Below are 24,840 nucleotides of genomic sequence, written 5' to 3' on the forward strand. Positions count from 1 at the left end.
CATTGGTCCATGCCATTCGGCCGGCGGCCGTCTCGCTTCGCCTCACTCTTCCAAACCGACGCTCCCGCCCTAGCTTTTCGCCAAGCATAGCAAGGAGACGCAGCCATGCTTGGCAACAATGGGAAGGAAAGGCCCGACGGAGGCTTCGACGGCCGCACTATGACGATCGAAGCATTTGCGCGGAAATACCGCCTGGACGAGGACGAAGCCAACCGCCTCGGAGACGAATTCGGCCCTGCCGCACCGGAAGTGGACCTGCTGAGAGCCGCAAGACGCAATGGACTTCCTGAGGAGTAAGGTAGCAGTCTGCGCCCGCAAATCGTCAGGCGGGCCGCTCGATTGGGGCAAGTTGCATCGTCAGCGGCGGCGGGTCGCCGTTGCGCCAAAGCTGGTAGCCGACGACGCTGCCGAGAATGGCGGACCAGATAACGATCTCGCGCAGTGTGAAAATTGGTTCCTTCAACATCACAGCCTCACCAGAATGCGTTTGTTGAAGGGATAATGGCGGCGATCGTTCACCCTGCAAAGACGGCATATGGTTAACAGACTATTTCAAGGTGAACAACGAAAGAAGCTACGCGCCTCGATTCAAGCCTGCCAAGGAAGCAGCCAAACTGCCCACGCCAAGATCGCGCAAAGCCAAGAGGCGATCAGTCCCGTCTCGCCCCTGAGAAATCAGGGCTTCAATTTCAATCGTCTAACCGTAAGGTGGCGTGTCGATCATGACGATCGATAGGACTGTTTCACCGTTTCAGAACGCCGTGAGACAGTCCGCCTCGGCAGGGCGCCGTCAGGCCGCGCCGCCCGAGAAGGTGCGATCCGTCGTTCGCTCGGCTCGTCGGCGGCAAAATAGCTCGATAAGTAATTGATTTGGCTGGTCGGAGTGGCGTGATTCGAACACGCGACCCCCACGTCCCGAACGTGGTGCGCTACCAGACTGCGCTACACTCCGTGACCAGCGGCGCCTCTATAGAACAGCATTTTCGATTTCACAAGCGCCTATCTCAAAAAGAATGCAGCCTAGCGCGAAAAATTCAATCGGTGGAAACCCGTTGGCGCACCTCGCCTGGAGCGGCAATAGGGCGTTTCTGCAACGCTTTATATTTTCCTGAATCCCGGCGGCCAGGGCGGATTTTCTTTCGCGTCTTTTAGCGCTAGAGGCTCAGCGGAAAGCTAGGAAAGCCGGGGGATACGGGCTTCCGCGCCGCAGATTTCAGAACGAGACTCAAAGGGACAAAAACATGAACTTCCGCATGATGACGGTCGCCGGCCTTGTGCTGGCCCTTGCCGGCTGTACGACGACTTCAGGGGTGGCAAAAAACGCCGTCGAGACCCGGTGGCTGGGCAAGCCCGCTGGTATCTTCTTCGCCCGGTTCGGCCCGCCGATCGCCGACGTCGAATCCGGTGACGACACCGTCTACAGCTGGAAGGGCGGCTACAAGACCCGCAAGATCCCGGCCGAGTATGAAAAGACCGCCGACGGCAAACGCGGCAAGCGCATCTCCGCCGCCCGCACGGAATATCTGAGCTGTTCCGTCCAGCTCACCGTCTCTTCCGACTACGTCATCCGCTCGATCCGCCTCGTCGGCGACCGCAAGCGCGCCAACGGCCCAAGCTGGTGCGAGGAATTTCTGGGCGGGGCGAAGGCGGAGTGAGAACCCTCACCGTACACCGACTATGGAACCCGTCCGCGAAAGCAGGCGGGTTTTTCGTGTGGGCTGTAGCGATCCACAGTATGGCATCCAAGCAAGATGCCTCGGTGCTGGCAAACGGTCAGCCCGGATGCTTGTGGATCGGATCCACCCAGTAGATCTCCTCCGGCTTCTCGACCGGATCGATATCGGTGATGTTAACGACGACGGCCTCGTTATCGGACCGTACCAGCACGCATTCGAGCGGATGTTCAGGATCCGCATTGATTTCCTGGTGCGGCACGTATGGCGGCACGTAGATGAAGTCCCCCGGGCCTGCCTCCGCGACATATTCCAGCCTGTCGCCCCAGCGCATGCGCGCCTTGCCGCGGATGACGAAGATCACGCTTTCGAGCGGCCCGTGGTGATGCACGCCGGTCTTGGCATTGGGCTCGATCGCGACGGTTCCGGCCCAGATCTTTTGGGCGCCGACACGCGCATGATTGATGGCTGCCTGCCGGTACATGCCGGGCGTCTGGGCCGTGTTGCCGTCCAATTGATCACCTTTGATGACGCGGACACCGTTGTGTTTCCACCGTTCCTCGCCGTGCTTGTCGTCACGATCATGGTCGTGGTGATGGTGCTGGTCCGACATTCTCCGTCTCCATTCTTCCGGTATGGCTAGCGCAGGCGGCTCGGCACGAGATGATAGTTATGAGCAGATCCCGTGTCTGCCAGATGCGGCGAACACGCCGGGACCGGTCCGGCAGACATTAGCAACATGACCGTTGAGCACAACCTGCGACGACTCCCGCTCGGCCTCTTGAACTCTGCAGGCAGCGTGACAGGGTAACCAGGGAACAACAACAGGCCGGCATTCCACTCATCCAGTCGCCCAACGCACCGTTTGGCCGATTTAACCACCATCGTCAAAAAAAGAGCCTGCCGTGGGAGGAGTTGCGACAGGCCTCGACCACGCGTCGGTACGGTAACCATGACCTCGATTTTGTCGGTCGCCACACTTACGCGGACGGGGGAATTGACTAGCGGCAATTCCAGGAAAGAAAACTGTAAAGCGGTTTCCATCCAGAATTGCGTAGTTTCTGCGTAGCTCAAAGTGAAATGATCTAACCTTGGCCGCCTTTTCGCCCCGGATCGTGGCTGTGGTGGCTGTCGTGCTCGCCTCCGCCGCCAGAGACCTTGCTGCGGGTACGCTTGTCAGGTTCGGCAGGTGGCTTCGGGATATCCAGCGGAGCTTTGGCATTTTCATGCGAAGCACCTGGGCCGCCTTGGCGAATGCTTGCCGGCGTCGTCTTGGAAGTGGACATGATGCTCCTCATCGATCCTGTTGGTAGCCCTGATGGGTCGTGTTGATCTTGGTATTGCCTTGCTGCCCCTTCTTCTCTGGATCCGAGGGTGTCTCTCGCTTCTTGGATTCAACCGATGCGTTCGTTGCGGGCTCTCCAGTTCCCTTCCCGCTGCGATTTTCCGGAGGAATTGGGGGTGGCCGACTGCTCATATAAAACTCTCCCGAAGTGTTTGGATTTTTCGCCAACGCACGCTGGCCTCGATTTTCCAACACGTCAGATCGGATGTTGTTCCCAGGATGTCACATTTGAGGGGCGTCACCATCGCCGCAACTACGAAGCTCGATCTGCGATCCAGATCAGCGCATCCGCGCATCGTGATGCAGGAAGGTGCCCAATGCCAGGCCTAGAGCCATGGCGACATAAGCCTTCGCGAAGTCCGTTTTCGGTAAGGCCAGTTCCCAGCCCGGAGTAAGGCGTCTCGGCACCAGACCGTAATCAACGAGGGCCGCGAGTACGGTCGTGCCTGCGGCCGCCGCCACCACACGCGGCGAGCTCGCCGTATTTCTCCCCAGCAAGGCAGAAAACGGCAGCGCCCACCAGAGCGAGGCAAGCATGTGCGTCGCGAAACCGGTGAGCGTGTGAGAGAGGTCGAAGCGGGATACGGAGGCAGCGGCTTGGCCGTGCATCCAGTGGCTCGTCGCGTTGATCGGTCGCCAGTGACTTCGCCCTCGACGCGTGGCCGACGCCATCAGCACCAAGACCATGGCCAGGCCGGCGCACGCTCCGCTCGCAGACACTACTCTGCCTGACATCGATATCTCCTAAGCGGCGTCGGGTTTCCGGGGCGGTCGTGACAGTCGAAGGAGGTACCGAACGAAGAGGCGGCTCAAAGGTCTTCCAGTGGCATGTTGACCGCTGAGCCAAACCGCTTGCCACATGGCAGCTACGTGCGAGTGCCGCCGACAGGCGAGCCCGCTTTCATCTCGGTGCGTACCGGTCCCTCGAACAGGCCCAGATCGTCCCGGCTGAACACAGCCAAGGTCCAATGGGCGGCACTTGCCCCGTCTGCGTTTTGAGGTTGGTAGACGAGCTTGTCCGGGCTGCCGATCCTGCGCATCGCCTCATGATCGACTACTCCGGACCGGACCGCTTCAGCCGCTCGGCCGCGGTCACCATCAAAGGCATCCTCGACGAGTTCATGCGTAAGTATAATTCCCTTGCGCGATCCGCCGCTGTCTTCGTTGCTGGTCAGCATCACAAGCGCAACGTCGAGTTCCTTAGAGGTTTTTTGGTCAGCCAGTATCTCGAACAACGCCATTGAATCCTCCGTCGACATGTTAGCCAGCAGCACCGACGATTCTCGATGATGGTCGAACCCGCGGGACGAACCGATGTTCCCGCGTTGACCGCTTTGATCGAGGCGCAGCAATCGGAAATACGCGAGTGACGCCCCTCGCTCGACCGCGGTCGCGACAACATGGAGTTGGGGAGAACCTGCCTTCCGCACGGCGGATCGCTCGACTTCATGCGTCATACCTTGCCTTGGAGCGAGTTTGGAACCGATCAGTTCCTCGATCGTTCGGATCGGTATTCAACCGGTTGGCGGCGGGACCATGGCCCGATGAACTCCGGTCGGATGCAGCCGGCGGGCAAAGGTTTCCCGCATGTGCTGATCCAGGCGCGGAAGCCGGCACCAAAACCTATGGAGCATGAGATGGCAAACAAATCAGACCGTCCCAAGAACAAGGGAGAAAGCGGTACTGCCAAGAAAAACCAACCTGGTCACGTCGGAGGCGACCATGCGCGTAAGGCGCAACAGTGGGGTGGGGGTTCCAAGGCCTCGAAGGGTTCTGTCAGCGAAAGCGACAAGCACAATCCGAATTCAATCGCGAAGACCTGATGCGAGTTTGTAGAGCATCGAGCACATAAGGCTGTCCCCAGATCTGGAGCCGCGAGAACTACCAGACCTTCGTTCGGGTGAAGTGCTGCGCAGCGCCGAACATTCGTAAGGATGGACTATGAGAGTGCTTGTGGTAGGCGCTTCCGGCCTGATCGGCTCAGCAGTATGCGCAAAGCTTTCCGAGCGCGGCATGACAATCGTGCGCGTGGTTCGGCCCGGCTCGACATTGGCTTCTGGAGGAGGCGGCGAAGTCGTCGAAATCGATCTCGCGCGGGCAGTCGAACCCGCAGACTGGCTGCCTCATTTATCGGGTGTTGCCACTGTCGTGAACTGCGCAGGCACACTTCAAGACGGTCCCGGCGAAAGTACGTCCGGCGTTCATGCGCGTGGCCCGTCGGCACTATTCAAGGCTTGTGAACAGGCCGGCGTGCGCCGGGTTATCCATTTCTCTGCGATGGGCGTGGAAAAGGAGCAGCCCTCGTCTTTTTCGCAAACGAAACTTGAAGGCGACAGGGCATTGATGGCTCGAGATCTCGATTGGGTCATTCTCCGCCCCTCTGTCGTACTCGGTCCCGGAGCCTTCGGAGCCAGTGCCCTCTTCAGGGGGTTGGCGGCTTTGCCGGTCCTGCCGCTCATGCCGAAGACTGGCCCGCTCCAGGTCGTTCGCCTCGAAGACGTGGTGCGCACAGTCGAGATATTCGTCAGCCCGGATGCTCCCGAGCGGCTCGTGCTGGAGATCGCCGGGCCGGAGGTCCTGTCTTTTGAAGACGTTGTAGGCACCTACCGTCGCTGGCTTGGCTTTCGGGCTGCTCGAGTGATCAGGATACCTATCCTTCTGGCCGATCTCATCTACAGGTTTAGCGATCTTGCCGGCGCAATGGGCTGGCGCCCGCCGACACGGAGCACCGCGCAAAAAGAGATCGCACGCGGCGCGGTTGGCGATATCCAGCCGTGGCTCGAGACCACGCAGATTCAACCATTGGCATTGTCCGAGGCACTCGCCAGAACGCCGGTTTCCGTCCAGGAACGCTGGTTCGCCAAGCTCTATCTCCTGAAGCCCGTTATTTTCATTATTCTGTCGCTGTTTTGGATCGGTACGGGCATTGTCTCGCTTACGTCCGGATACGGCATCGGCGTCGATCTGATGCAACGAGCCGGAGCCGATATTCTCGCAGGACCCAGCGTCGTCGCCGGAGCACTTGCAGACATTCTTGTCGGGCTCGCGATCGCAGTCCGTCGAACCAGCCGCATCGGACTCTACGGCGCGATCTGTCTGTCGCTCTTCTATGCACTCGCCGGAACGGTCCTGCTCCCAGAGCTATGGAGCGAACCGCTGGGGCCTCTCATGAAAATCTGGCCGATCCTCGCATTGCACCTCGTCGCGCTGGCGATTCTCAAGGAACGATGATGCTCTATTTCGTGCTCAAGTACCTGCATCTTATCGGCGCTTCAGTCCTGCTGGGCACGGGAGCCGGAATCGCGTTCTTCATGTTGCTCGCCCACCGCACCGGTCGCACAGATACGATTGCTGCCGTGGCGCGTATCGTCGTCCTGGCCGACTTCCTTTTCACCGCAACCGCCGTCATCCTGCAGCCCGTCACCGGGATCGCCCTTGCTTGGCACGTCGGCTACTCATTGATGGAAGGCTGGATACTTCTTTCCCTGCTTCTGTACGCTGTTACGGGAGCGTTTTGGCTTCCGGTTGTCTGGATGCAGATGGAAATGCGCAGGCTCGCGGAAGTGGCGTGCAAAGACGTCGAGCCGCTGCCAAAACGCTACCATCAGCTCTTCCGTCTGTGGTTCGCCTTCGGCTTTCCGGCATTTGGTGCCGTTCTTGCGATTTTCTGGCTGATGATCACCCGACCGGCCATCGAGTGGTAGGGAGGTGGACTCGCGAGTGGACACAATGCTTGGGCGACGGCGCCGACCTTCCCACCAGAACGCTGGTCATGCTCGGCGTCCGTCGAGTTTTTCGGCGCACTCAGATGCCGCAGAGCGATCGGCGAGGCCTTAACTCCATGAACCCGGGTCTTGCCGTCCAGCAATGACCCCATAAACCGACCCACGGCTTCTTTCCGCCCAAAATCCCTCGACCGCTATGATCGCTTGGGTTTCGACGTACACCCGCGAGGCGCGGTTTCATTCGCGGACCGATTCGCGCACTCGCTCCTTGGCGGCGTCGTGAGCTTCAAGCGCAGCATCACCCGCCTTGTCCAGGATCTCCTGCCCCGTTTCCAGCGCCTCGCCAACCGCCGCATTCGTTCTCGCCGCCAGGTTACCACGCACCTGGTCGGACGCCTCGCCCATGGCCTCATCCTCAGTCTCGGTATGCGGCAGCGCGGCGCCTATCGCTGCGCCGACCGCGAAGGCGAGCGCGCCGCCGACCAGGGGCTGGTCGCGGAAATGCTTGAGGATAGCCGCATTGAGCTGCGCACCCTCATCCTGCAGCGATCGGCCCGCGTCCTGTGCACGGCTCGCGAGAGACTTGCCGGCGTCAGCAATGGAGCCGGTCACGCGGCTTACCGTGGCACCCACCTCCCGCCATGTTCTGGATGCCCAACCGGAGGCCTCGTCGAACAAGGCACCGGTCTCGTCGCGTATATCTTCGATCTGCTTTCCGGCCGCGTCGGCAAAACCGCGATAAACGCTGCCGCTCGGGTCGACGAAGTGGCCGGCCCGACGACCTTCTGGATCCGTCAGGGCCCTGAAGCGATTGCCGCTTTCATCCGTGAAGTGGCTATACCGCTCGCCGAAGCTCGCCTCCACCGGTCCGATGCGCCTTACGGAACCCTTCACGGTCGCGAGCGGATATTCATCCACCTCGTCGTCTTCCCTTAATCCTGGAGCGCGGGATCCCGGATTGGCGAGCAACCAAGCGAGACTGACCCCCATCAATGCGACAGGGATCGGATTTGCCTTAAGTGCGACACCAAGATTGCTGAGATATTCGGCTCCCCCGCTCGTCTTGGCATAGTCGAGCAGTTCGTCCATCAGCTGTCCTGGCGACATGCGCTCCTGAATAGCGTGGAGCTTTTCTTCGATCCGCTGGCGATCGGCCTCGATCTCTTGCTGCAACTCGGCAGCCGAATGCGTGTGGGAAGCATCGTTCATCGCACTCTCTCCTTCACCACGTCCAGGTCGCGCTGCAGCGAGGTTGCTGTTCTATCGAGCTTGAGACTGCTGCCCTTCAGTGTCGACAGGCTGCGCGAAATCATTGCCCAGGCGAGCAATCCCACGACGACACCCACAATAGCCGCTGACAATGCCTCGGCATTCGGTTCGGTTATGCCCCGGGTCACCAGAAACGCGGCCAGTCCCTGGACGACCGCGGCCAGGAGCACACCGATGGCGCCGATTGCGAAGATCAAGCCGACAAGAAGCGTTTCGAGGCTGCCTACTGCCCGGTTCAATGTCTCGGATGCCTCTGTCTTTGCCAGGTCGATTTCCTTGCGGAAAAGCCCGGATATATCCGCCACCAAACCGGTCATGAGTTCCGACAAGGGGCGGTCGTCCCGATGGTTAGCCATTGCGCTGATCCTCCTCAAAATTCCACCCGCCTTCACTGGATCGGCCACTTGCCGACGGCGACGCGGAGGACGTTCGGGAAACATTCCGGCGAGTGCGACGCTGAGCCGAGGCGGTCAGAAACCGACTGGCGGCCAGGCCCGCGATCGCCGCCATTCCGAGAAAGGCGAGCGGCTGCTTTCGGCCGAAGTCTTCAGCCATTCCCGCAATTTCGCCGAAGTCGCGCCCTTCGACGTCGCGCGCGAAGTTCCCGAGCGACGTGCCGACCTGTTGGGCGTAGCGGCCGAGAGCCTGTTGATCCGACTGTTGGAGTTCGGAGCCGACTTTCTCAACGGCCATTGCGACGCCGCTCAACTGGCGCGCCACGACGTTCTTCTCGTGCTCGGCGGCGCGGCTTGCGGCTTCCTTGGTGCGCTCCGCCTGCTCGTCGGCGAACTCTCTGACGTCGTTCAGATCCTCCTGCACTGCCTGCTGCAAGTTGCGATCTGTCATGCCAGTTCCGCTGGTTTGCGCGCCATGAATATCGTCGACACTTTGCGGGGCCATGGCGGGCGCTCCCAATGGGTCGCCGCGGTCATTTGGTTCATTGTTCATTTTCGGCTCCTCCCATCGCGTAACGGGATCGATTCACGTGTGTGCAATCAAACGAGCCACTTGAAGCCTTGTTCCCTGCCAGGGCCGATTCCGGAATTATTGTCGATGTTTCAGACGCCTTGCGGGCAAACGGCCCCATCTCGCGGAGCCATTCGTGTCCCGTGAGTTCGCCCGTCAATCGGCCGCCTTCCCCAGCGTATCGGCCACGTAAGCACCGCGTTCGCCCATTGGCAGTGGCTCACCTGTTGTGGAGTCCGTCGCTGTCTGGTGCTCGAGTTCGGCATTGAGGAGCGCACCAACGATAAGAATGATTACCGAGATCCAGACCCACATCATGAGGCCAGCAAGTGCGCCGAGAGCACCATATGTGGCGTTGTAGTTGGCGAAGTGTTCCAGATAGAAGGAAAAAATCCACGAGGCGGCGAGCCAGAGCAATGTGCTGAATACCGCGCCCCAGTTCAGCCATCTGAGCTTCGCCCGTTCCCGGCTTGGCCCAAAACGATAGATGAGGACGGTGCCGATGGTGGCAAGAAGCAGAATGGCCGGCCACCTCGCCACCTTGGTCAAGACCTCCACCCACCGATCGAGCCACAAATAGGCGAGTACCGCCGGCACCACGCCAATCGCCACGATCAGCACGACGGCGAACAACAGGGCCGCGAAGGTGAATGCGAGACACAAGAGGGTTCTCGACAGGAAGCCTCTCTTTTCCTTCTCACCATAGGCAACATTCATCGCGTCGAAGAGCGCCGCAATGCCATTGGCAGCGCTCCACAACGAGACCAGCAGGCTCACAAGGAAGCCGATACCGAGCGTGGTCGTCTTCTGCGTCGTGAGGTTCTGCAACTGATCCATGATGAGATCGTAGGATCCGGGTGGCAACACCGCTGCCAGCATGCTCATGTGTGTGCCGATCGCGGAAGGGTCCGAGACGAGTCCATAGATTGAAACCAGGGCAGCCAGCGCAGGAAACAGCGCCAGCAGAAGATAAAAGCTCACCCCCGCCGCGATCAGAACGATCCGCTCTTCGCCGATCTCCGATACGACTCGCCAGAATACGTCCCGCATCCCCTTCGCAGGTATGTCTCCCGGGGTGACGGCGTCCCTTCCTCGTCCCGGCTCCGTGGCCAGCCTTTCGGCAATATCGGCTTCTTTCGCACCCATGGATCGGCATCCGCTGATTGACGAGACCGGCCGCTTCTCGCCGCGTGCATTAGCAACTCCGGAGGAAATGCCTTGTTCCGACTCTTCGGGCTCTTGCGCGCTTTTGAGCAGGCGCCGTTATCCAGGAGGAAAGCCAAGTCCAGCCGGCTGTCCCGATCATGCAGGTATCGAGATCGGGTGGCCGGCCAAAGCAGTTTCCCGCTTGTTCAAACGTCTTGGTCCGGAACCCGCGCATCGACCCCAGCAATGCGCAAATTGTTGCGGACGTGCCGAACCCCGTGGAAGGACAAGACGGCCAGCTCAATTTTACGAGCAATGGCGGCCGTCTCAACGGCGCCTTCGAGTATGATCGTGCCGCCACGAGCATGGACATCGATACTGTTTATGTCCAAGTCTTCCATGCTCTCCAGATATTCTGTGACACGGACCTCAAGATCGTCGCTTTGCCGGATAGGCTCCTGCTTCGATGTAAGCTGGCTATCGGTGCCCACCTCCTCCTTTCCCTCGATGCTGAAGCCGGACTTTTGCTCTCTGTCGAAGTTAGCCTCAGGTTCACCGTAGGCTCGGTTCTTTGGCTTGTTGGGGGCAGCATCGGGTTGGTCCGAATACGGCCAGCCGTCGCGGATGTTCCGCTCCTCAAAATCCCGGTAGTCTTCCTCGCGCGGCAGCGAGGTATTTTGCTTTTTCGAAGGCATCTCGAGCTCCTTGCTGCATGTCACCCCCCAACGCGCGGACGGGCGTTTTGTTCGCGAGCAATCGGCTTCGCCCGTGCGGTTGGGCCGGGCATTCATGAACACGGCTAATAGGCCCTATCAATTTTGAGGCACTATTCCGCGGCTGCCGGCGCGCTAACTCACTTGTGAACGCATGAACGGGATCGTTCTGCCGTTTGCGTTGTTTCGCCTTGGCGGCTCATCGGACAACTTTCACGCCGTCCTAGACCTTTCATCATCAAGACATGGAGCTGGATATGCAAAGTCCTGGCGCACTCGAAATCTCGCGGCGCGACCTGCTGGTCGCTTCCGCCGCCACCGTTACAGTAGCGGGCGCACCCTCGCTCGGTCATTCTCAGACGAACATCCCTGAAGCATCGACAGGCACGAACGTCTCGTTCACCGTGAACGGTGAACGCCTCGAACTCGAGCTCGACAACCGGACGACGCTTCTCGACGCGCTGCGCGAGCACCTCCATCTGACAGGCACCAAGAAGGGATGCGACCATGGTCAGTGCGGCGCATGCACCGTCCTCGTCGACGGACGCCGTATCAATGCCTGTCTGACCCTCGCCGTCATGCACGAAGGCGGCAGCATCACCACGATTGAAGGATTGGGACAGCCGGGCAATCTTCATCCGATGCAGGCTGCGTTTGTCGAGCACGATGGTTTCCAATGCGGCTATTGCACCCCCGGCCAGATCTGTTCCTCCGTCGCCATGCTGGAGGAGATCCGGGCCAATATTCCGAGCCATGTGACGGGTGACCTGACGGCGCCGGCCGAGATCACGGCGGCCGAAATCCGGGAACGCATGAGCGGTAACATCTGTCGCTGCGGCGCTTATTCAAACATCGTCGAAGCCATTACCGAAGTTGCGGGGAGGAAGACATGAGAGCTTTCAGCTACGAGCGCGCCTCTTCGATCGAGGCGGCAGCAAAGGCCGCGGCCAGCACCGACGGCGCAAAATTCATCGCCGGCGGCACCAATCTGCTGGATTTGATGAAGCTTGAGATCGAGACGCCCACCCATCTCATCGACGTCAACGGCCTTGGGCTGGACAGGATCGAGCCGACGCCGGAAGGCGGCCTCAGGATCGGTGCCCTCGTCCGCAATACCGATCTTGCGGCCGACGAACGGATTCGCCGCGACTATGGACTTCTGTCACGCGCCCTGCTCGCCGGGGCGTCAGGACAGTTGCGCAACAGGGCGACGACGGCCGGCAACCTGCTTCAGCGCACGCGTTGTCCGTATTTCTACGACACCAATCAGCCCTGCAACAAACGGCAGCCCGGCAGCGGCTGTGCAGCGATTGCCGGCTTCAGCCGCCAGCTTGGCGTGGTCGGAGTGAGCGACGCCTGCATCGCGACGCACCCGGGCGACATGGCAGTCGCGATGCGGGCGCTCGACGCCGTCGTCGAGACCATCGGAGCGGACGGCACCACGCGCAGCATTCCGATCGCGGATTTCCATCGCCTTCCGGGCGAGACGCCAGAAATCGAGCATGTACTCGAGCGCGGCGAACTGATCACCGCGGTCGTCCTGCCGAAGCCGATGGGCGGCAAACATATCTACCGGAAGGTCCGTGATCGCGCGTCCTACGCCTTCGCGCTGGTCTCTGTCGGCGCCATCGTGCAGCCGGACGGAACCGGCCGCATCGCCGTCGGCGGCATCGCACCCAAGCCTTGGCGCGACGAAGCTGCCGAAAAAGAGCTTCCGAGGGGAGCTAAGGCGGCCAGCACCAGGCTTCTCGCAGACGCCCGACCAACCGAACAGAACGCTTTCAAGATCACGCTCGTCGAACGCATGCTGAGCGCGGTTCTTGCCGAAGCGAGGGGATGAGAAAATGAGATTTGACACACCAGCAACGACGAACCCGATCGACCAGCTCAAGTTCGTCGGTCAGCCCATCCACCGCATCGACGGCCCGCTCAAGACCGCGGGCAAGGCGGTCTATGCCTATGAATGGCATGATCCGAACACGCCCTATGCCTACGGCTATATCGTTGGCTCGGCGATCGCCAAAGGCCGAATCAGGTCCATCGACGTCACCGCGGCAAAGAGCGCCCCTGGAGTGCTCGCGGTCGTCACCGCCGACGGCGTGGGGGAGTTGAAGAAGGGCAAATACAATACGGCCAAGCTCTTCGGTGGCGCGGAGGTACAGCACTATCACCAGGCTATTGCCGTCGTAGTCGCGGAAACCTTCGAAGAAGCCCGCGCCGCCGCTTCGCTCGTCAAGGTCGACTATGCGGAGGAGAAGGGTGTCTTCGACCTCGCGGCAGCCAGGGACACCGCCGTCAAGCCAGAGGATGGCGAACCGGACTCCGCCGCAGGCGATTTCCATGCTGCGTTCGAGACAGCACCGGTCAAGCTCGACCAGACCTACACCACGCCGGACCAGTCGCATGCCATGATGGAGCCGCATGCCTCCATCGCCGCCTGGAGCGGCGATGAACTGACTGTCTGGACGTCGAGCCAGATGATCGACTGGTGGCGGACCGATCTGGCGACGACCCTCGGGATCGACAAAGAGAAGGTGCACATCATGTCGCCGTTCATCGGCGGCGGGTTCGGCGTCAAGCTGTTCCTTCGTGCAGACGCGGTTCTTGCGGCCCTTGCTGCGCGCGAAGCAAAGCGTCCCGTAAAGGTAGCCCTCCCCCGCCCCTTCCTGATGAACAACACCACGCACCGCCCTGCTACGATCCAGCGAATCCGCATCGGCGCCGGGCGCGACGGCAGGATCACGGCGATTGCCCATGAGAGCTGGTCCGGCGATCTTCCGGGCGGCGGCCCCGAAGTGGCCGTTCAGCAAACGCGCCTGCTTTATGCCGGCGAGAACCGGATGACAGCGATGCGCCTTGCGACGCTCGACCTGCCTGAAGGCAACGCCATGCGGGCACCGGGCGAAGCGCCGGGCATGATGGCCCTGGAGATCGCGATCGACGAGATGGCGGAGAGGCTGGGGCTCGACCCCGTCGAGTTCCGGATCATCAACGATACGCAGGTCGATCCGGAGAAGCCCGAGCGGCCATTCTCGCACCGCGACCTCGTCGGCTGCCTGCGCACCGGGACCGAACGGTTTGGCTGGAAGGATCGCAGCAAGAGACCGGGAAGCCGCCGGGACGGAGACTGGCTCGTGGGCATGGGGGTGGCCTCGGCCTTCCGCAACAATCTTGTGGTCCCCTCTGGAGCGCGTGTCCGCCTCGACCGGGGAGGTGTCGTCACCGTCGAGACCGACATGACCGATATCGGCACGGGGAGTTACACGATCATCGCCCAGACCGCCGCGGAGATGCTCGGTGTCCCGGTAGACAACGTTGCGGTCAGTCTCGGCGATTCCCGTTTTCCGGTGTCCTCGGGCTCCGGTGGACAGTTCGGAGGAAACAGCTCCACCGCGGGGGTTTACGCCGCTTGCGTCAAGCTGCGCGAGGCCGTGGCCCAAAAGCTCGGCTTCAACAACGCCGACGATGTGATCTTCGCAGATGGCGAGGTCCGGTCCGGCGACCGCCGAATAACGCTTGCTGAAGCCGCCGGCGACGAAGGACTCGCGGCCGAGGATCGCATTGAATTCGGCAAGCTCACGGAGACCCATCAACAGTCCACCTTCGGCGCGCATTTCGTGGAAGTCGGGGTGGACGTGGCGACCGGCGAGGCGCGGCTCAGGCGGATGCTGGCCGTCTGCGCTGCCGGTCGGATCCTCAATCCGATCACGGCACGCAGCCAGGTAATCGGTGCCATGACGATGGGCGTCGGCGCGGCCCTGTCCGAGGAACTCGTCGTCGACAAGGCGCGCGGCTTCTTCGTCAACCACGACCTGGCTGCCTATGAGGTGCCTGTGCATGCCGACATCCCCCACCAGGAGGTCATCTTCCTCGACGAGACCGACCCGATGTCGTCGCCGATGAAGGCCAAGGGGATCGCCGAACTCGGCCTTTGCGGCGTCGCAGCGGCGGTGGCGAATGCCATCTACAACGCGACCGGCGTGAGGGTTCGCGACTACCCGATCACGCTCGACAAGTTGATCAATGGACTTCCGGAACTTAGCTGAGCCCAAACCGACGGGTGGCGAATTCGTCGCCACCCGAGGCCATTGGAGGAGATGCTGGAGCACGGGAAGAAGTGCTGGAAAACGGCGATTCAGGACTTGAAAAGGGAGACTTGGCTGGGGCGCCTGGATTCGAACCAGGGAATGGCGGTACCAAAAACCGCTGCCTTACCGCTTGGCTACGCCCCAACTTAAGGCGGCGAGATCACCTCGCCAAATCGTGCGCCTGATTAGCAAAGCTCGTGCGCCGTCACAATGCTTAACTTCGCTTCGCACGCAGATTTATTTCGCCGACCATAGAACGGTTCAATGCGAACAGCGACCGCCGTGTTTATAATTCCGGAGCGGGAAGCAGTTTCCTCCTATAACCCTTTGGCCTATTGTCGCGACGCGCCGGCGCAAGCGCGCAAGATGGCGAAGGCAGGCGCAAAGGCGATGGCCACTGCCGGGATCGGGTACAATTGAAAGCCAGGAAGAGACGCATGCAGGGACCGGATTTCGATCTCGACTTCAACCCGGCCCACGGCGAAGCGGTAACGGTTGCCGATGGCGTACAGCGGATCACTGTCAACAACCCCGGCCCGTTCACCTTCCATGGAACGAACACCTATATCGTCGGCAGGCGCTCTGTCGCGGTGATCGATCCGGGGCCGGAGGACGACTCGCATTTCCGCGCCCTTATGGCGGCGCTCGATGGTCGCGAAGTGACGCACATCGCCGTTAGTCATACGCATCGCGATCATTCCCCCCTCGCCCGACGGCTGAAGGCTGCGACCGGCGCCATAATCGTTGCCGAGGGCCCTCACCGGGCAGCGCGCCCCTTGCACGCCGGCGAAACCAATCCGTTCGCCGAAAGCTCGGACATGGCTTTCGCGCCTGACATCGCGCTTACCGAGGGCGGACGGGTCGACGGCGACGGCTGGAGCCTGACTGCCGTGATGACGCCTGGCCACACAGCAAATCATGCCGTTTTCGCGCTTGACGGCACCGGCATTCTCTTTTCCGCCGATCATGTGATGGCCTGGGCAACGAGCATCGTCGCGCCGCCGGACGGCGCCATGGCCGACTACATGGCCTCGCTGGAGAAACTGTTGCAGCGAGACGACCGGTTGTATCTGCCCGGCCATGGCGGTCCGGTTACCGAGCCTGGTTCGTTCCTCCGGGCGCTTCGGGCACATCGCAAGATGCGCGAGCGCTCGGTGCTTGAACGCATCCGCAGCGGCGACCAGAAGATTCCGGATATGGTCAAGGTGATCTATGCTTCTACCGATCCGCGGCTCCACGGTGCAGCGGCACTTTCGGTCCTGGCGCACCTCGAAGACCTCGTCGAACAGGGTCGCGTCGAAACCGATGGTCCGCCATCGCTCTTCGGCGACTATCGGCTGGTCCCCGGCGGCGCTGGATAACCCGTTGGCGCCGCGTCAACCGCCGGCAATACCCAGGAGTTCGGCATCAAGCGCTCGCAGGAATTCTTCGGCAAAGGCGGCGCCCATGCCGAGGTCGTGCGCACCGTAGCGCGATGCCACGCGCAGGTCGACAAACGTCGTTTCCGCCTCTTCCCGTAGCCTGATCAGCACATCGAAGCGAAAGCCGACAATCAGCGTACGCCATTCGCCCTGCAGCACGATGTCGCTGGAGAGCCGTCCGGGAAGCGCGCCGTCTGTATCAGGCGCGGGACGTGCGGCCGGAACCGGAATGACGTCCGGCTCACCGTTCGTGTCCACCCCGGCACCGGGGCGGACGGCCAGATCCTCGAAGTCCGCGCGGGCGTTCTCGACACCGAGCTCCGCCGTGGTGGCGATGCGCGTTTCGCCAACCACCTTGCGCACGCCCTGGAACACGCGGTCGAGCGCGCCGTCGTAGCGCCGTCCCGTCAATCCCGGATAGGCGACGATTTGCGCCTCCCGATCCTGCGGCGTGACTGTCGGGTTGCGCGCGAGCCAGCTCCTTTCGGCCGCCGGAACCCTGATCCATGGCGGCGGCGTCACCGCGTCGGTCGTGACGTCGTAGATCGTCGGCCGCCTCAGATATTGCACGGCACCGAAGCCGAGAAAGCCGAGCGGAGCAGCGGCGTAGACCAGCGCGGACAGCGACGCGATGCCGCCGACGGCCGCCACTTGCCACAAGCGCGCAAGCCCGATCGTCGCGAGCACCACGCCGACAAGCGCAAAGGCGCCCGACAGCAATGCCAGCGCCAGAAAATGCGGTGTGGTCAACGGGCCAAAACGATGCGCCAGCAGCGACAACGCGAAGATCGCGAATGCAATGCGGGCAAGCCGGCGCGCCCAGTGGGCGGCGTGCGAATAGGGACGCTCGTAGCGGACAATCATCTAACGGAATCAATCCCCCAAGCGGAACAGACCACGGCCTTCTTAGACCATGGCTGCGGACGTGGGAACAGACAATGCTCGCCCATCCCTCCGACAATGCCGCACTTGAAGCTTTGCCGCAAATTCGCCATTCTCGTTAATCACCTGTTTCAAATTCCCGCCAAACGTTCCGTGGCGGAAGGAGTTCAACTGGAGGCATCAGCCGGCGTCGGCGAATGGAACGAGCGCACGGCAACCAACGGAGAGGACATCATGGTCGCATCGGAAACAACCGTGACGAAGCCTGCCCCCACCCCGCTGCCTCAGCCAGGCGACGCGGCCATCCCTATGGCCTTGCTTGAGCTGGAACTTTCTCTCGATGGATTTTCCGGGACCAAGGAAGAATTTGCCGCCTTTGTGCGTACGGTGGCCGCCGATATCGGTGGCGAACTGCTTTTCACCCTGCCGGCGTCCGGTCTCCTCGAAGATTGTCTCACGATCGCTGCCATTCGTTACAGCGATGCCGGAAAAATGCCTACAATCCTGTTCGTCTGCCTTGGCGGAGACGGAAGCGCGATCCGCGTCGAGCAGCCGAGCGAGAGAACCGCGGATCTGAAGAGCTTTGCCGAGGCCTTTGTCGGCGTGCTCGAGCGGATCTGAACAGCGGCTCAGCGACCGTTGACCGGTCGCCGGCGGCGGGCGCATGATATTGTTGTTAAATGAATTGCGCCTTGCGGATCTACGTCATGCGTCACCCGTGCATGCCTATGGCCTCTACATACAGAGCCACGAAGCGCATTGCGCCTTTTCCCTCGTTCCACCGTGGACATGACACCCGCCTTGCGGCCGACCTCTGTTCCAACACGCCGGCACTGGCGGCCTTGACCGACGCCGCGCTGTATCGCTCGTGGCCCGTTGATCTTGTGCGGAAGCGTCGCGTGCCACTGGTGCCGATCAGGAGGCAATGATGAAACCCTTGAGACTGCTGACCCTCGCCGTGACCGGGCTATTGCTCGCCGCGTGCCAGACACCAGAGGAACGGCGGGCTGCCGACAGCAACACCTGCGCCTCCTACGGCTTCCGCCGCGGCACCGATGCCTTCGCGACCTGCCTTCAGCGCATCGAACTCGACCGCCGCGCCGAGGCACGCAGCCTGCGCTACAGCAATGATCTGATGATGTGGGGCTGGAGCCGGCCGATAGTTGTCGAACGGCGGGTGGTCGTCAGGCCGAACTGATGGTGGCCGGATATTCGAGGTTTCCACCGCCCGCCGGTCAAGCGCCAGCGATCAACTCGCCGCTGCAGAGGCTTGTGCCTCGCTGCCACTGTTGATCGCCGCTTGCGCCGCCGCCAAACGGGCGATCGGCACGCGGAAGGGCGAACAGGAGACATAATCGAGACCCGCCTCCTCGCAGAAGCGGATCGACGCGGGATCGCCGCCATGTTCGCCGCATATGCCGAGCTTCAGACCGTTCTTGGTCCGGCGCCCGCGCTCCGCCGCAATCATGATCAGCTCTCCGACGCCCTCGAAATCGAGCGAGACGAACGGATCCTGCTCGATGATGCCCTTCTGCTGATAGGTGGCGAGGAACGGGGCCGCATCGTCGCGCGAGATGCCAAAGGTGGTCTGCGTCAGGTCGTTGGTGCCGAAGGAGAAGAAGTCGGCCGCCTCGGCGATGACGCCGGCGCGCAAGGCTGCCCGCGGCAGCTCGATCATCGTGCCGACGAGATAGTCGATACCAATTCCCGCTTCCCCTATCACTTCCTTGGCAACGGTCTCGATCCGTTCCTTGACGTAGTCGAGTTCCGAGCGAAGGCCGACGAGCGGCACCATGATCTCCGGGACCACAGCCGCACCGGTCTCATGCGCCGCCTCGACCGCGGCCTCGAAGATGGCGCGCGCCTGCATTTCGGCAATTTCCGGATAGGAAATCGCCAAACGGCAACCGCGGTGACCGAGCATCGGGTTGAACTCGTGGAGGGCATCTACCCGCTGGCGCAATTCCGAAGGATCGATCGAAAGGACCGCGGCGACGTCGGCGATCTCCTCGTCCGTCTTCGGCAGGAACTCATGCAGCGGCGGGTCGAGAAGGCGGATCGTTACCGGGAGGCCGTGCATGATCGAGAAGAGCTCGATGAAATCCGAGCGCTGCATCGGCAGAAGCTTGGCAAGCGCCGTGCGCCGGCCCGCCTCGTCTTCGGCCAGAATCATCTCGCGCATCACATTGATGCGATCGTCCTCGAAGAACATGTGCTCGGTGCGGCAGAGACCAATGCCTTCGGCTCCGAAGGAGCGGGCGGCACGCGCGTCCGCCGGCGTTTCGGCGTTGGTGCGCACGGTCATCCGGCGGCTTGCATCGGCCCATTCCATGATCCTGCCGAAATCGCCTGAAAGTTCGGGCTGAAGCATCGGGATTTCGCCCTTCAGCACCTGGCCGGAAGACCCGTCGATGGTTATGACGTCACCCTTCTTCAAGGTGACGCTCGCGGCAATCAGCAGCTCGTTGCGCGGATCGACGCGGATATTGCCCGCGCCGGAGACGCAAGGCGTGCCCATACCGCGGGCAACGACTGCGGCGTGGCTCGTCATGCCGCCGCGGGTCGTGAGGATGCCCTGCGCCGCATGCATGCCGTGAATGTCCTCGGGGCTCGTCTCCACGCGGACCAGAATGACCTTGCGGCCTTCCTTGACCGCCTGCACGGCCTCCTCGGAGGTAAAGACGATCTCGCCGGTTGCCGCGCCGGGCGAAGCCGGCAGGCCGGAACCGATAATGTCCCGCCGTGCGTGGGGATCGATCGTCGGATGCAGCAGCTGGTCGAGCGAGGCCGGGTCGATGCGCGCCACCGCCTCTTCCTTGGAGATAAGCCCCTGTTCGGCCATGTCGACCGCGATCTTCAGGGCCGCCTTGGCGGTGCGCTTGCCGGACCGGGTCTGCAGCATCCACAGTTTGCCGCGCTCGATCGTGAACTCCAGGTCCTGCATGTCGCGGTAGTGCCGCTCCAGCTTGTTGCAGATCGCCTCGAATTCGGCGAACGCCTCGGGCATCAGCTTTTCGAGCGAGGGTTTGTCGGAACCCGACGCGATACGCGCGGCCTCGGTGATGTTCTGCGGCGTGCGAATGCCGGCGACGACGTCTTCGCCCTGGGCGTTCACCAGAAACTCGCCATAGAGTTCGCTTTCGCCGGTCGAAGGATTGCGCGTGAAGGCGACCCCGGTGGCCGACGAATTTCCGAGATTGCCGAAGACCATCGCCTGAACATTGACCGCCGTGCCCCAGGCGGCGGGAATTCCGTGAAGATGGCGGTAGGTTATCGCACGCGGGTTCATCCAGCTCGAAAAGACGGCGCCGATCGCTCCCCAGAGCTGAACCTCCGGATCCTGCGGAAACGGCGTGCCAAGCACTTCCTCGATCGCTTCCTTGTAGCGCGATATGACGTGCTGCCATTCGACGGCCGAAAGCTCGGTATCCTGCTCGTGGCCGAGCCGCCCCTTCTCGTCTTCAAGGATTTCCTCGAAGACTTCGTGGTCGACGCCCATGACGACATCGCCATACATCTGGATGAAGCGTCGGTAGCTATCCCAGGCGAAGCGCGCATCGCCGGCGTCGTGGCCAAGGGCGTGCACAGACTGGTCGTTGAGGCCAAGGTTGAGAACGGTATCCATCATGCCGGGCATCGACGCGCGCGCGCCGGAGCGAACGGACAGCAGAAGCGGACGGGTCGTATCGCCGAATGTCCGGCCGGTAATCTCCTCCATCCGCCGAATACCTTCCCGCACCTGCTCGCGCAGGCCGTCGGGCATGGCTCTATTGTTCTCGAAATAGCTGTTGCAGGCATCCGTGACGATCGTCAGTCCCGGCGGCACCGGCAGGCCGAGATTGCACATCTCGGCGAGGTTTGCTCCCTTGCCGCCAAGCCTGTCGCGATCCCCCGCATGCCCTTCGGCCTTGCCTCCGCCGAAGGTGTATACCCATTTCGCCATGCCTGCTCTCCACCCGAAACAGCCTTTTATGACGATCTACAGTATATGCTTCGGCGTGAAAATGCACTCAGCGAAGAATTTTGCTGCAGTGCATCAAAATTGAAACGTGAAGCTGACGCACCCGTGCGGCGACGGCCGGTTCGACCTGTTCGAAGCCGCTGGAAATGCCAAGGGCGGACCGATCAGACCACTTCCCGCATACGCTCTGCCGTCTGCAGATCGACGGAAACGAGCTGCGAGACACCCTGTTCGGCCATGGTGACGCCGAAGAGACGGTTCATGCGGGCCATGGTGATCGGGTTATGAGTGATGATTATGAAGCGGGTCTCTGTCGAGGCCGCCATTTCGTCCATCAGGTTGCAATAGCGCTCGACATTGTGGTCGTCGAGCGGGGCGTCCACTTCGTCGAGCACGCAAATCGGTGCCGGATTGGTGAGGAACACGGCAAAGATCAGCGCCATCGCCGTCAGCGCCTGCTCGCCGCCCGAGAGCAGCGTCATCGTCTGCGGCTTCTTGCCGGGCGGACGGGCAAGAATTTCGAGGCCGGCCTCCAGCGGGTCGTCACTCTCGACCAATTGGAGCTCCGCCGTGCCGCCGCCGAAGAGATGGGTGAACAGCCGCTGGAACTGCCCGTTGACCACGTCGAACGCGGCGATCAGCCTCTCGCGCCCCTCGCGATTGAGGTTCTGGATGGCGCTGCGGAGCTTGCGGATTGCCTCGATGACATCGTCGCGCTCCTTGAGGATCGCAGCCAGGCGATCGGAGAGTTCCTTCTGCTCTTCCTCGGCACGAAGATTGACAGCTCCGAGCCTTTCCCGCTCGATCTTCAGCCGCTCGAGTTCGCGCTCGACGCCGTGCATGCCGGGCAGCGCCTCATCGGCAGCCAGTCCCGTCAGGCGCATTACCTCATGCGGGGCGCAGGCAAGCCCTTCGTGAATGCGCGCCTCGATCTCGACGCGCCGCTCGCGGGCCGAGACCAGGCGCTCCTCCGCGCGACCACGCTTTTCACGCGCCTCCGCGAGGTCCGAAAGCGCAGCCGCGGCCACCCGATCGGTCTCCCGCTGGCGACCTTCCGCTTCGGCGAGAATATCGGCCGCTTCGCGGCGCGAAGCCTCCGCTTTCTGCAATTCACTCATCAGCGCGCGGCGCTTGTCCTCGAACTCGTCGGGCGCATCGATCAGTTCCTCGACTTCTTCCCGCGCTTCCGCCTCGCGATCGCGCAGCGTGCCGATATGTTCCTCCGCGCTCGCGGCCCTCGCTCGCCACGTCTCGCGCTCCGCGGCGATCGCCGAAAGTCGGCGCAGCCGCACCTCGTTTTCGCGGGCGAGGCCATCATGAGCGGCACGGGCTTCGGCGACCGCTGCGCGATCGGCGGCGACCACGGCCGCCTGGTTGCGGAGGCTAAGCTCGAGTTCGGAGAGATCGGGTGCTGCGGCAAGCGCGTCATTGGCCGCCTCGATCTGTTCCGCCGCCTCGTCGACCTGCCCCTCCACCTGAAGCTTGGTTTCGGTAAGCACGGCACGACGGCGGGCGAGATCGCCCGAGGCGCGCTCGGCCGTAGCCAAGGCTTCCCGCGCTTCGCCGAGTTGACGGGCGATCATGCGCTGGGCATCGCGCGCAAGCCGCAGCCGTTCATCCTCGGCACGGATGCGTGCACTGGCCGCGGTGAGGTCAGCCTCGGCCCGCCGCAACGCCTCAGTCGCATCCTCGGTCTCGCTCTCGAGCTCGATAAGCCGGTTTTTCTGCGCGAGCCGCAAGGCTGCGGCGCTCGGCGCCTCCGATCCCGTCACGTGACCGTCCCAGCGCCAGACCGCGCCTTCTTTCGTCACCAGGCGCTGGCCGGTCTTCAAAAGCGGCAGCAGGTGCTCCGCCTCCGCTTCGCTTTCGACGATACCGATCTGGCCAAGCACCCGCTTCAGCGCCTCCGGCCCGCGCACATAGCCGTCCAGCGGCACGGCACCAGCCGGCAAGGATGGATCGGCAGAATGGTCGCCGGGCATTCGCCAATGGGCGGGCGCCGCCTGATCCAAAGGCGAATCGAGATCGTCGCCGAGCGCTGCACCAAGTGCCGTCTCGAAACCACGCTCGACCTTGACCTCCTCGACGATCGCCGGATAGGCCCCGCCACCGACCGCCTCCAGCATCCGGCGGATCGTGCGTGCCTCGGCTTCGATGCCATTCAACGTTGCACGCGCCCGGTCGACCGGCGGGCGCGCAGCAGTTTCATCGGCGCGGGCGTCGGAAAGCGCCTCTTCGATGGCGATGACAGCGGTTTCGGCTTCTTCGAGCGCAGCTTCCGCGACCTCCACCTGCCCCTGCTTTTCATGCGGATCTGGAAGTGCCGCCATTTGGCGATCGAGATCATCGAGATCACGCGTCTGGTCGGAAAGCTGACGGGCGAGACGCGCCTGCCGCTCGGAGAGGTCGCGAAGCGTTCTCTCGATCTGATTGCGGGCAGCCTGGGCCTCGGCACGCTCAGCCGTCAGCCGTTGAAGTTCGGCCTCGCTGATCGACAGCGTCCCGTCGGCCGCCTCCAGCCGTTCGCGCGCCTCGCCGGCGCGGTCATCCGCCTCCGCCAGGACGTCCTGGAGCTCCGCCTCCTCCTCGTCGAGGCGAGCGAGAATGCCGGCATTGTCCGCAACCAGCCGCTCCTCGCGCGCGATATCCTCAGCGAGCTGCGCCAGCCGACGCTGCAATTCATCGCGGCGCCTGAGGATCCGGCCTGCATCCTCCTCCAGTTGCGCGCGGGCGATCTGTAGGCGCTGCAGCGCCGCCGCGAGCTTCGCCTCGTTCTCGCGCAGCTCCGGCAGTTTGAGGCTGGCGATCGCCTGGGCTTTCGCTGCCTCCATCTGGATCTGCGCCTTCTCGGCGACTAGTGCGGTGATCTGGTTCAGCTGGCTTGTCGCCTCGGCCTCAGCCTCCTTGGCCTGCACCCAGCGAATATGGAAAAGGATCGCCTCGTGCCGGCGGATATCCGCGGATAGCATCTTGAAACGGTTGGCTTGGCGGGACTGGCGTTTCAGGCTCTCGATCTGGCTTTCGAGCTGGGACGTCACGTCATCGAGCCGCTCGAGGTTGGTCTCGGCCGCCCGCAGGCGCAATTCCGCCTCATGGCGGCGCGAATGCAGGCCGGAAATGCCGGCCGCCTCTTCAAGCAGTTGGCGCCGGGCCTGGGGTTTGGCGGCGATCAGTTCGCCGATCCGGCCCTGGCCGACCATCGACGGCGAACGCGCGCCGGTCGACGCATCGGCAAAAAGCAGTTGCACGTCCTTGGCACGCGCTTCCTTGCCGTTGATGCGGTAAACCGATCCCTGCTCGCGCTCGATGCGGCGGGTCACCTGGATCTCGTCGCTGTCGTTGAAGGCGGCAGGGGCCGTGCGATCGGCGTTGTCAAGATAGAGGCCGACTTCAGCCGTGTTGCGCGCCGGCCGGTTGCCTGAGCCGGAAAAGATCACGTCGTCCATGCCGGAGGCGCGCATGTTCTTGTAGGAGTTTTCGCCCATCACCCACCGCAGCGCCTCGACAAGGTTCGACTTGCCGCAGCCGTTCGGGCCGACGACACCGGTCAGCCCGCGCTCGATGATGAATTCGGTCGGTTCGACGAAGGACTTGAAGCCGAGCAGGCGGAGCTTGTTGAACTTCATCGGCGGAACGCTGGGGCGGATGGCG

The 24,840-nt window shown here is 62.4% G+C and carries 25 protein-coding genes and 2 tRNA genes; 11 read left to right on the forward strand and 16 right to left on the reverse strand.

Annotation, left to right across the window (positions count from 1 at the left end):
* Positions 1-105 precede the first annotated feature (105 nt).
* Entirely contained in the window at positions 106-297 is a 192-nt protein-coding gene (locus tag ILFOPFJJ_RS10855; RefSeq protein WP_173510562.1) for a hypothetical protein, read from the forward strand.
* Between the two features lie 25 nt (positions 298-322).
* Here ILFOPFJJ_RS10855 and ILFOPFJJ_RS10860 read toward each other — a convergent pair whose 3' ends face one another.
* Both ILFOPFJJ_RS10860 and ILFOPFJJ_RS10865 read right to left on the reverse strand, forming a co-directional pair.
* A complete protein-coding gene (locus ILFOPFJJ_RS10860) occupies positions 323-466 on the reverse strand; it encodes a hypothetical protein (protein ID WP_173510563.1) in 144 nt (47 codons plus the stop codon).
* 409 nt (positions 467-875) lie between these two features.
* Positions 876-952: transfer RNA gene (locus ILFOPFJJ_RS10865), tRNA-Pro, on the reverse strand.
* Positions 953-1,241: 289 nt separating this feature from the next.
* On the opposite strand from ILFOPFJJ_RS10865, the gene ILFOPFJJ_RS10870 reads away from it, so the two are divergent.
* Complete coding sequence (locus ILFOPFJJ_RS10870) at positions 1,242-1,655, forward strand: hypothetical protein (protein WP_173510564.1); 414 nt, start codon at positions 1,242-1,244, stop codon at positions 1,653-1,655.
* Between the two features lie 118 nt (positions 1,656-1,773).
* Here the strand turns inward: ILFOPFJJ_RS10870 and ILFOPFJJ_RS10875 are convergent, their stop codons facing one another.
* The 5 genes from ILFOPFJJ_RS10875 to ILFOPFJJ_RS36200 all read right to left on the reverse strand — a co-directional run bounded on the left by ILFOPFJJ_RS10875 (position 1,774) and on the right by ILFOPFJJ_RS36200 (position 4,475).
* Positions 1,774-2,286: a cupin domain-containing protein gene (locus ILFOPFJJ_RS10875; RefSeq protein ID WP_173510565.1), complete on the reverse strand. Its 513-nt coding sequence runs from the start codon at positions 2,284-2,286 to the stop codon at positions 1,774-1,776.
* 472 nt (positions 2,287-2,758) lie between these two features.
* On the reverse strand, positions 2,759-2,959 hold the full coding sequence (locus ILFOPFJJ_RS10880) for a hypothetical protein (protein WP_173510566.1): 201 nt from the start codon (positions 2,957-2,959) through the stop codon (positions 2,759-2,761).
* A gap of 8 nt (positions 2,960-2,967) precedes the next feature.
* Entirely contained in the window at positions 2,968-3,150 is a 183-nt protein-coding gene (locus ILFOPFJJ_RS35025) for a hypothetical protein (RefSeq protein ID WP_246299584.1), read from the reverse strand.
* A 147-nt stretch (positions 3,151-3,297) separates the two neighbouring features.
* Complete coding sequence (locus ILFOPFJJ_RS10885; RefSeq protein ID WP_173510567.1) at positions 3,298-3,753, reverse strand: hypothetical protein; 456 nt, start codon at positions 3,751-3,753, stop codon at positions 3,298-3,300.
* 131 nt (positions 3,754-3,884) lie between these two features.
* Positions 3,885-4,475, reverse strand: a complete 591-nt coding sequence (locus ILFOPFJJ_RS36200) for a hypothetical protein (protein ID WP_312032695.1) — start codon at positions 4,473-4,475, stop codon at positions 3,885-3,887.
* Here ILFOPFJJ_RS36200 and ILFOPFJJ_RS35030 point away from each other — a divergent pair.
* The 3 genes from ILFOPFJJ_RS35030 (at position 4,467) to ILFOPFJJ_RS10905 (ending at position 6,722) form a co-directional block, all read left to right on the forward strand.
* Positions 4,467-4,841: a hypothetical protein gene (locus ILFOPFJJ_RS35030; RefSeq protein ID WP_246299585.1), complete on the forward strand. Its 375-nt coding sequence runs from the start codon at positions 4,467-4,469 to the stop codon at positions 4,839-4,841. The genes ILFOPFJJ_RS36200 and ILFOPFJJ_RS35030 overlap by 9 nt on opposite strands.
* Before the next feature lie 118 nt (positions 4,842-4,959).
* Positions 4,960-6,249, forward strand: coding sequence for an SDR family oxidoreductase (locus ILFOPFJJ_RS10900; RefSeq protein WP_173510569.1), 1,290 nt, complete (start codon positions 4,960-4,962; stop codon positions 6,247-6,249).
* Positions 6,249-6,722 (forward strand): DUF2269 family protein, encoded by a 474-nt coding sequence (locus ILFOPFJJ_RS10905; protein WP_173510570.1) that lies wholly within the window; start codon positions 6,249-6,251, stop codon positions 6,720-6,722. The genes ILFOPFJJ_RS10900 and ILFOPFJJ_RS10905 overlap by 1 nt, the downstream gene beginning before the upstream one ends.
* 258 nt (positions 6,723-6,980) lie before the next feature.
* Here the strand turns inward: ILFOPFJJ_RS10905 and ILFOPFJJ_RS10910 are convergent, their stop codons facing one another.
* The 5 genes from ILFOPFJJ_RS10910 to ILFOPFJJ_RS10930 all read right to left on the reverse strand — a co-directional run bounded on the left by ILFOPFJJ_RS10910 (position 6,981) and on the right by ILFOPFJJ_RS10930 (position 10,819).
* Positions 6,981-7,952: a DUF3618 domain-containing protein gene (locus tag ILFOPFJJ_RS10910; RefSeq protein WP_173510571.1), complete on the reverse strand. Its 972-nt coding sequence runs from the start codon at positions 7,950-7,952 to the stop codon at positions 6,981-6,983.
* Complete coding sequence (locus ILFOPFJJ_RS10915) at positions 7,949-8,368, reverse strand: phage holin family protein (protein WP_173510572.1); 420 nt, start codon at positions 8,366-8,368, stop codon at positions 7,949-7,951. The genes ILFOPFJJ_RS10910 and ILFOPFJJ_RS10915 overlap by 4 nt, the downstream gene beginning before the upstream one ends.
* Positions 8,361-8,960, reverse strand: coding sequence for a nutrient deprivation-induced protein (locus ILFOPFJJ_RS10920; protein ID WP_173510573.1), 600 nt, complete (start codon positions 8,958-8,960; stop codon positions 8,361-8,363). The genes ILFOPFJJ_RS10915 and ILFOPFJJ_RS10920 overlap by 8 nt, the downstream gene beginning before the upstream one ends.
* 174 nt (positions 8,961-9,134) lie before the next feature.
* Complete coding sequence (locus ILFOPFJJ_RS10925) at positions 9,135-10,124, reverse strand: YihY/virulence factor BrkB family protein (RefSeq protein ID WP_173510574.1); 990 nt, start codon at positions 10,122-10,124, stop codon at positions 9,135-9,137.
* A 206-nt stretch (positions 10,125-10,330) separates the two neighbouring features.
* Positions 10,331-10,819, reverse strand: coding sequence for a BON domain-containing protein (locus tag ILFOPFJJ_RS10930; protein WP_173510575.1), 489 nt, complete (start codon positions 10,817-10,819; stop codon positions 10,331-10,333).
* A gap of 263 nt (positions 10,820-11,082) precedes the next feature.
* On the opposite strand from ILFOPFJJ_RS10930, the gene paoA reads away from it, so the two are divergent.
* Genes paoA through paoC form a run of 3 tightly spaced genes read left to right on the forward strand, consistent with a single transcriptional unit; the run spans position 11,083 to position 14,883 of the window.
* Positions 11,083-11,730, forward strand: coding sequence for an aldehyde dehydrogenase iron-sulfur subunit PaoA (gene paoA / locus ILFOPFJJ_RS10935; RefSeq protein ID WP_173510576.1), 648 nt, complete (start codon positions 11,083-11,085; stop codon positions 11,728-11,730).
* Positions 11,727-12,677, forward strand: a complete 951-nt coding sequence (locus ILFOPFJJ_RS10940) for an FAD binding domain-containing protein (RefSeq protein WP_173510577.1) — start codon at positions 11,727-11,729, stop codon at positions 12,675-12,677. Before paoA ends, ILFOPFJJ_RS10940 begins: the two co-directional genes overlap by 4 nt.
* 4 nt (positions 12,678-12,681) lie before the next feature.
* The gene (gene paoC / locus ILFOPFJJ_RS10945) at positions 12,682-14,883 is read left to right on the forward strand and encodes an aldehyde oxidoreductase molybdenum-binding subunit PaoC (RefSeq protein ID WP_173510578.1); all 2,202 of its coding nucleotides are present in this window, start codon (positions 12,682-12,684) and stop codon (positions 14,881-14,883) included.
* Positions 14,884-14,994: 111 nt separating this feature from the next.
* Here the strand turns inward: paoC and ILFOPFJJ_RS10950 are convergent.
* A tRNA-Gln gene (locus tag ILFOPFJJ_RS10950) sits at positions 14,995-15,069 on the reverse strand.
* Positions 15,070-15,362: 293 nt separating this feature from the next.
* On the opposite strand from ILFOPFJJ_RS10950, the gene ILFOPFJJ_RS10955 reads away from it, so the two are divergent.
* Positions 15,363-16,286 carry an MBL fold metallo-hydrolase gene (locus ILFOPFJJ_RS10955; RefSeq protein ID WP_173510579.1) on the forward strand — a complete coding sequence of 308 codons (924 nt, stop codon included), beginning with the start codon at positions 15,363-15,365 and terminating at the stop codon, positions 16,284-16,286.
* A gap of 15 nt (positions 16,287-16,301) precedes the next feature.
* Here ILFOPFJJ_RS10955 and ILFOPFJJ_RS10960 read toward each other — a convergent pair whose 3' ends face one another.
* Complete coding sequence (locus ILFOPFJJ_RS10960; protein ID WP_173510580.1) at positions 16,302-17,210, reverse strand: DUF1499 domain-containing protein; 909 nt, start codon at positions 17,208-17,210, stop codon at positions 16,302-16,304.
* Between the two features lie 252 nt (positions 17,211-17,462).
* Here ILFOPFJJ_RS10960 and ILFOPFJJ_RS10965 point away from each other — a divergent pair, with 252 nt between their 5' ends.
* Complete coding sequence (locus ILFOPFJJ_RS10965) at positions 17,463-17,849, forward strand: hypothetical protein (RefSeq protein ID WP_173511491.1); 387 nt, start codon at positions 17,463-17,465, stop codon at positions 17,847-17,849.
* A 304-nt stretch (positions 17,850-18,153) separates the two neighbouring features.
* On the forward strand, positions 18,154-18,426 hold the full coding sequence (locus ILFOPFJJ_RS10970) for a hypothetical protein (RefSeq protein WP_376741408.1): 273 nt from the start codon (positions 18,154-18,156) through the stop codon (positions 18,424-18,426).
* A gap of 51 nt (positions 18,427-18,477) precedes the next feature.
* Here ILFOPFJJ_RS10970 and ppdK read toward each other — a convergent pair whose 3' ends face one another.
* Both ppdK and ILFOPFJJ_RS10980 read right to left on the reverse strand, forming a co-directional pair.
* Entirely contained in the window at positions 18,478-21,171 is a 2,694-nt protein-coding gene (gene ppdK, locus ILFOPFJJ_RS10975; protein WP_173510582.1) for a pyruvate, phosphate dikinase, read from the reverse strand.
* Between the two features lie 182 nt (positions 21,172-21,353).
* On the reverse strand, positions 21,354-24,815 hold the full coding sequence (locus ILFOPFJJ_RS10980; protein WP_173510583.1) for a chromosome segregation SMC family protein: 3,462 nt from the start codon (positions 24,813-24,815) through the stop codon (positions 21,354-21,356).
* Positions 24,816-24,840 lie beyond the last annotated feature (25 nt).

The sequence above is a fragment of the Sinorhizobium psoraleae genome (genome assembly GCF_013283645.1).
Lineage (GTDB): Bacteria > Pseudomonadota > Alphaproteobacteria > Rhizobiales > Rhizobiaceae > Sinorhizobium > Sinorhizobium psoraleae.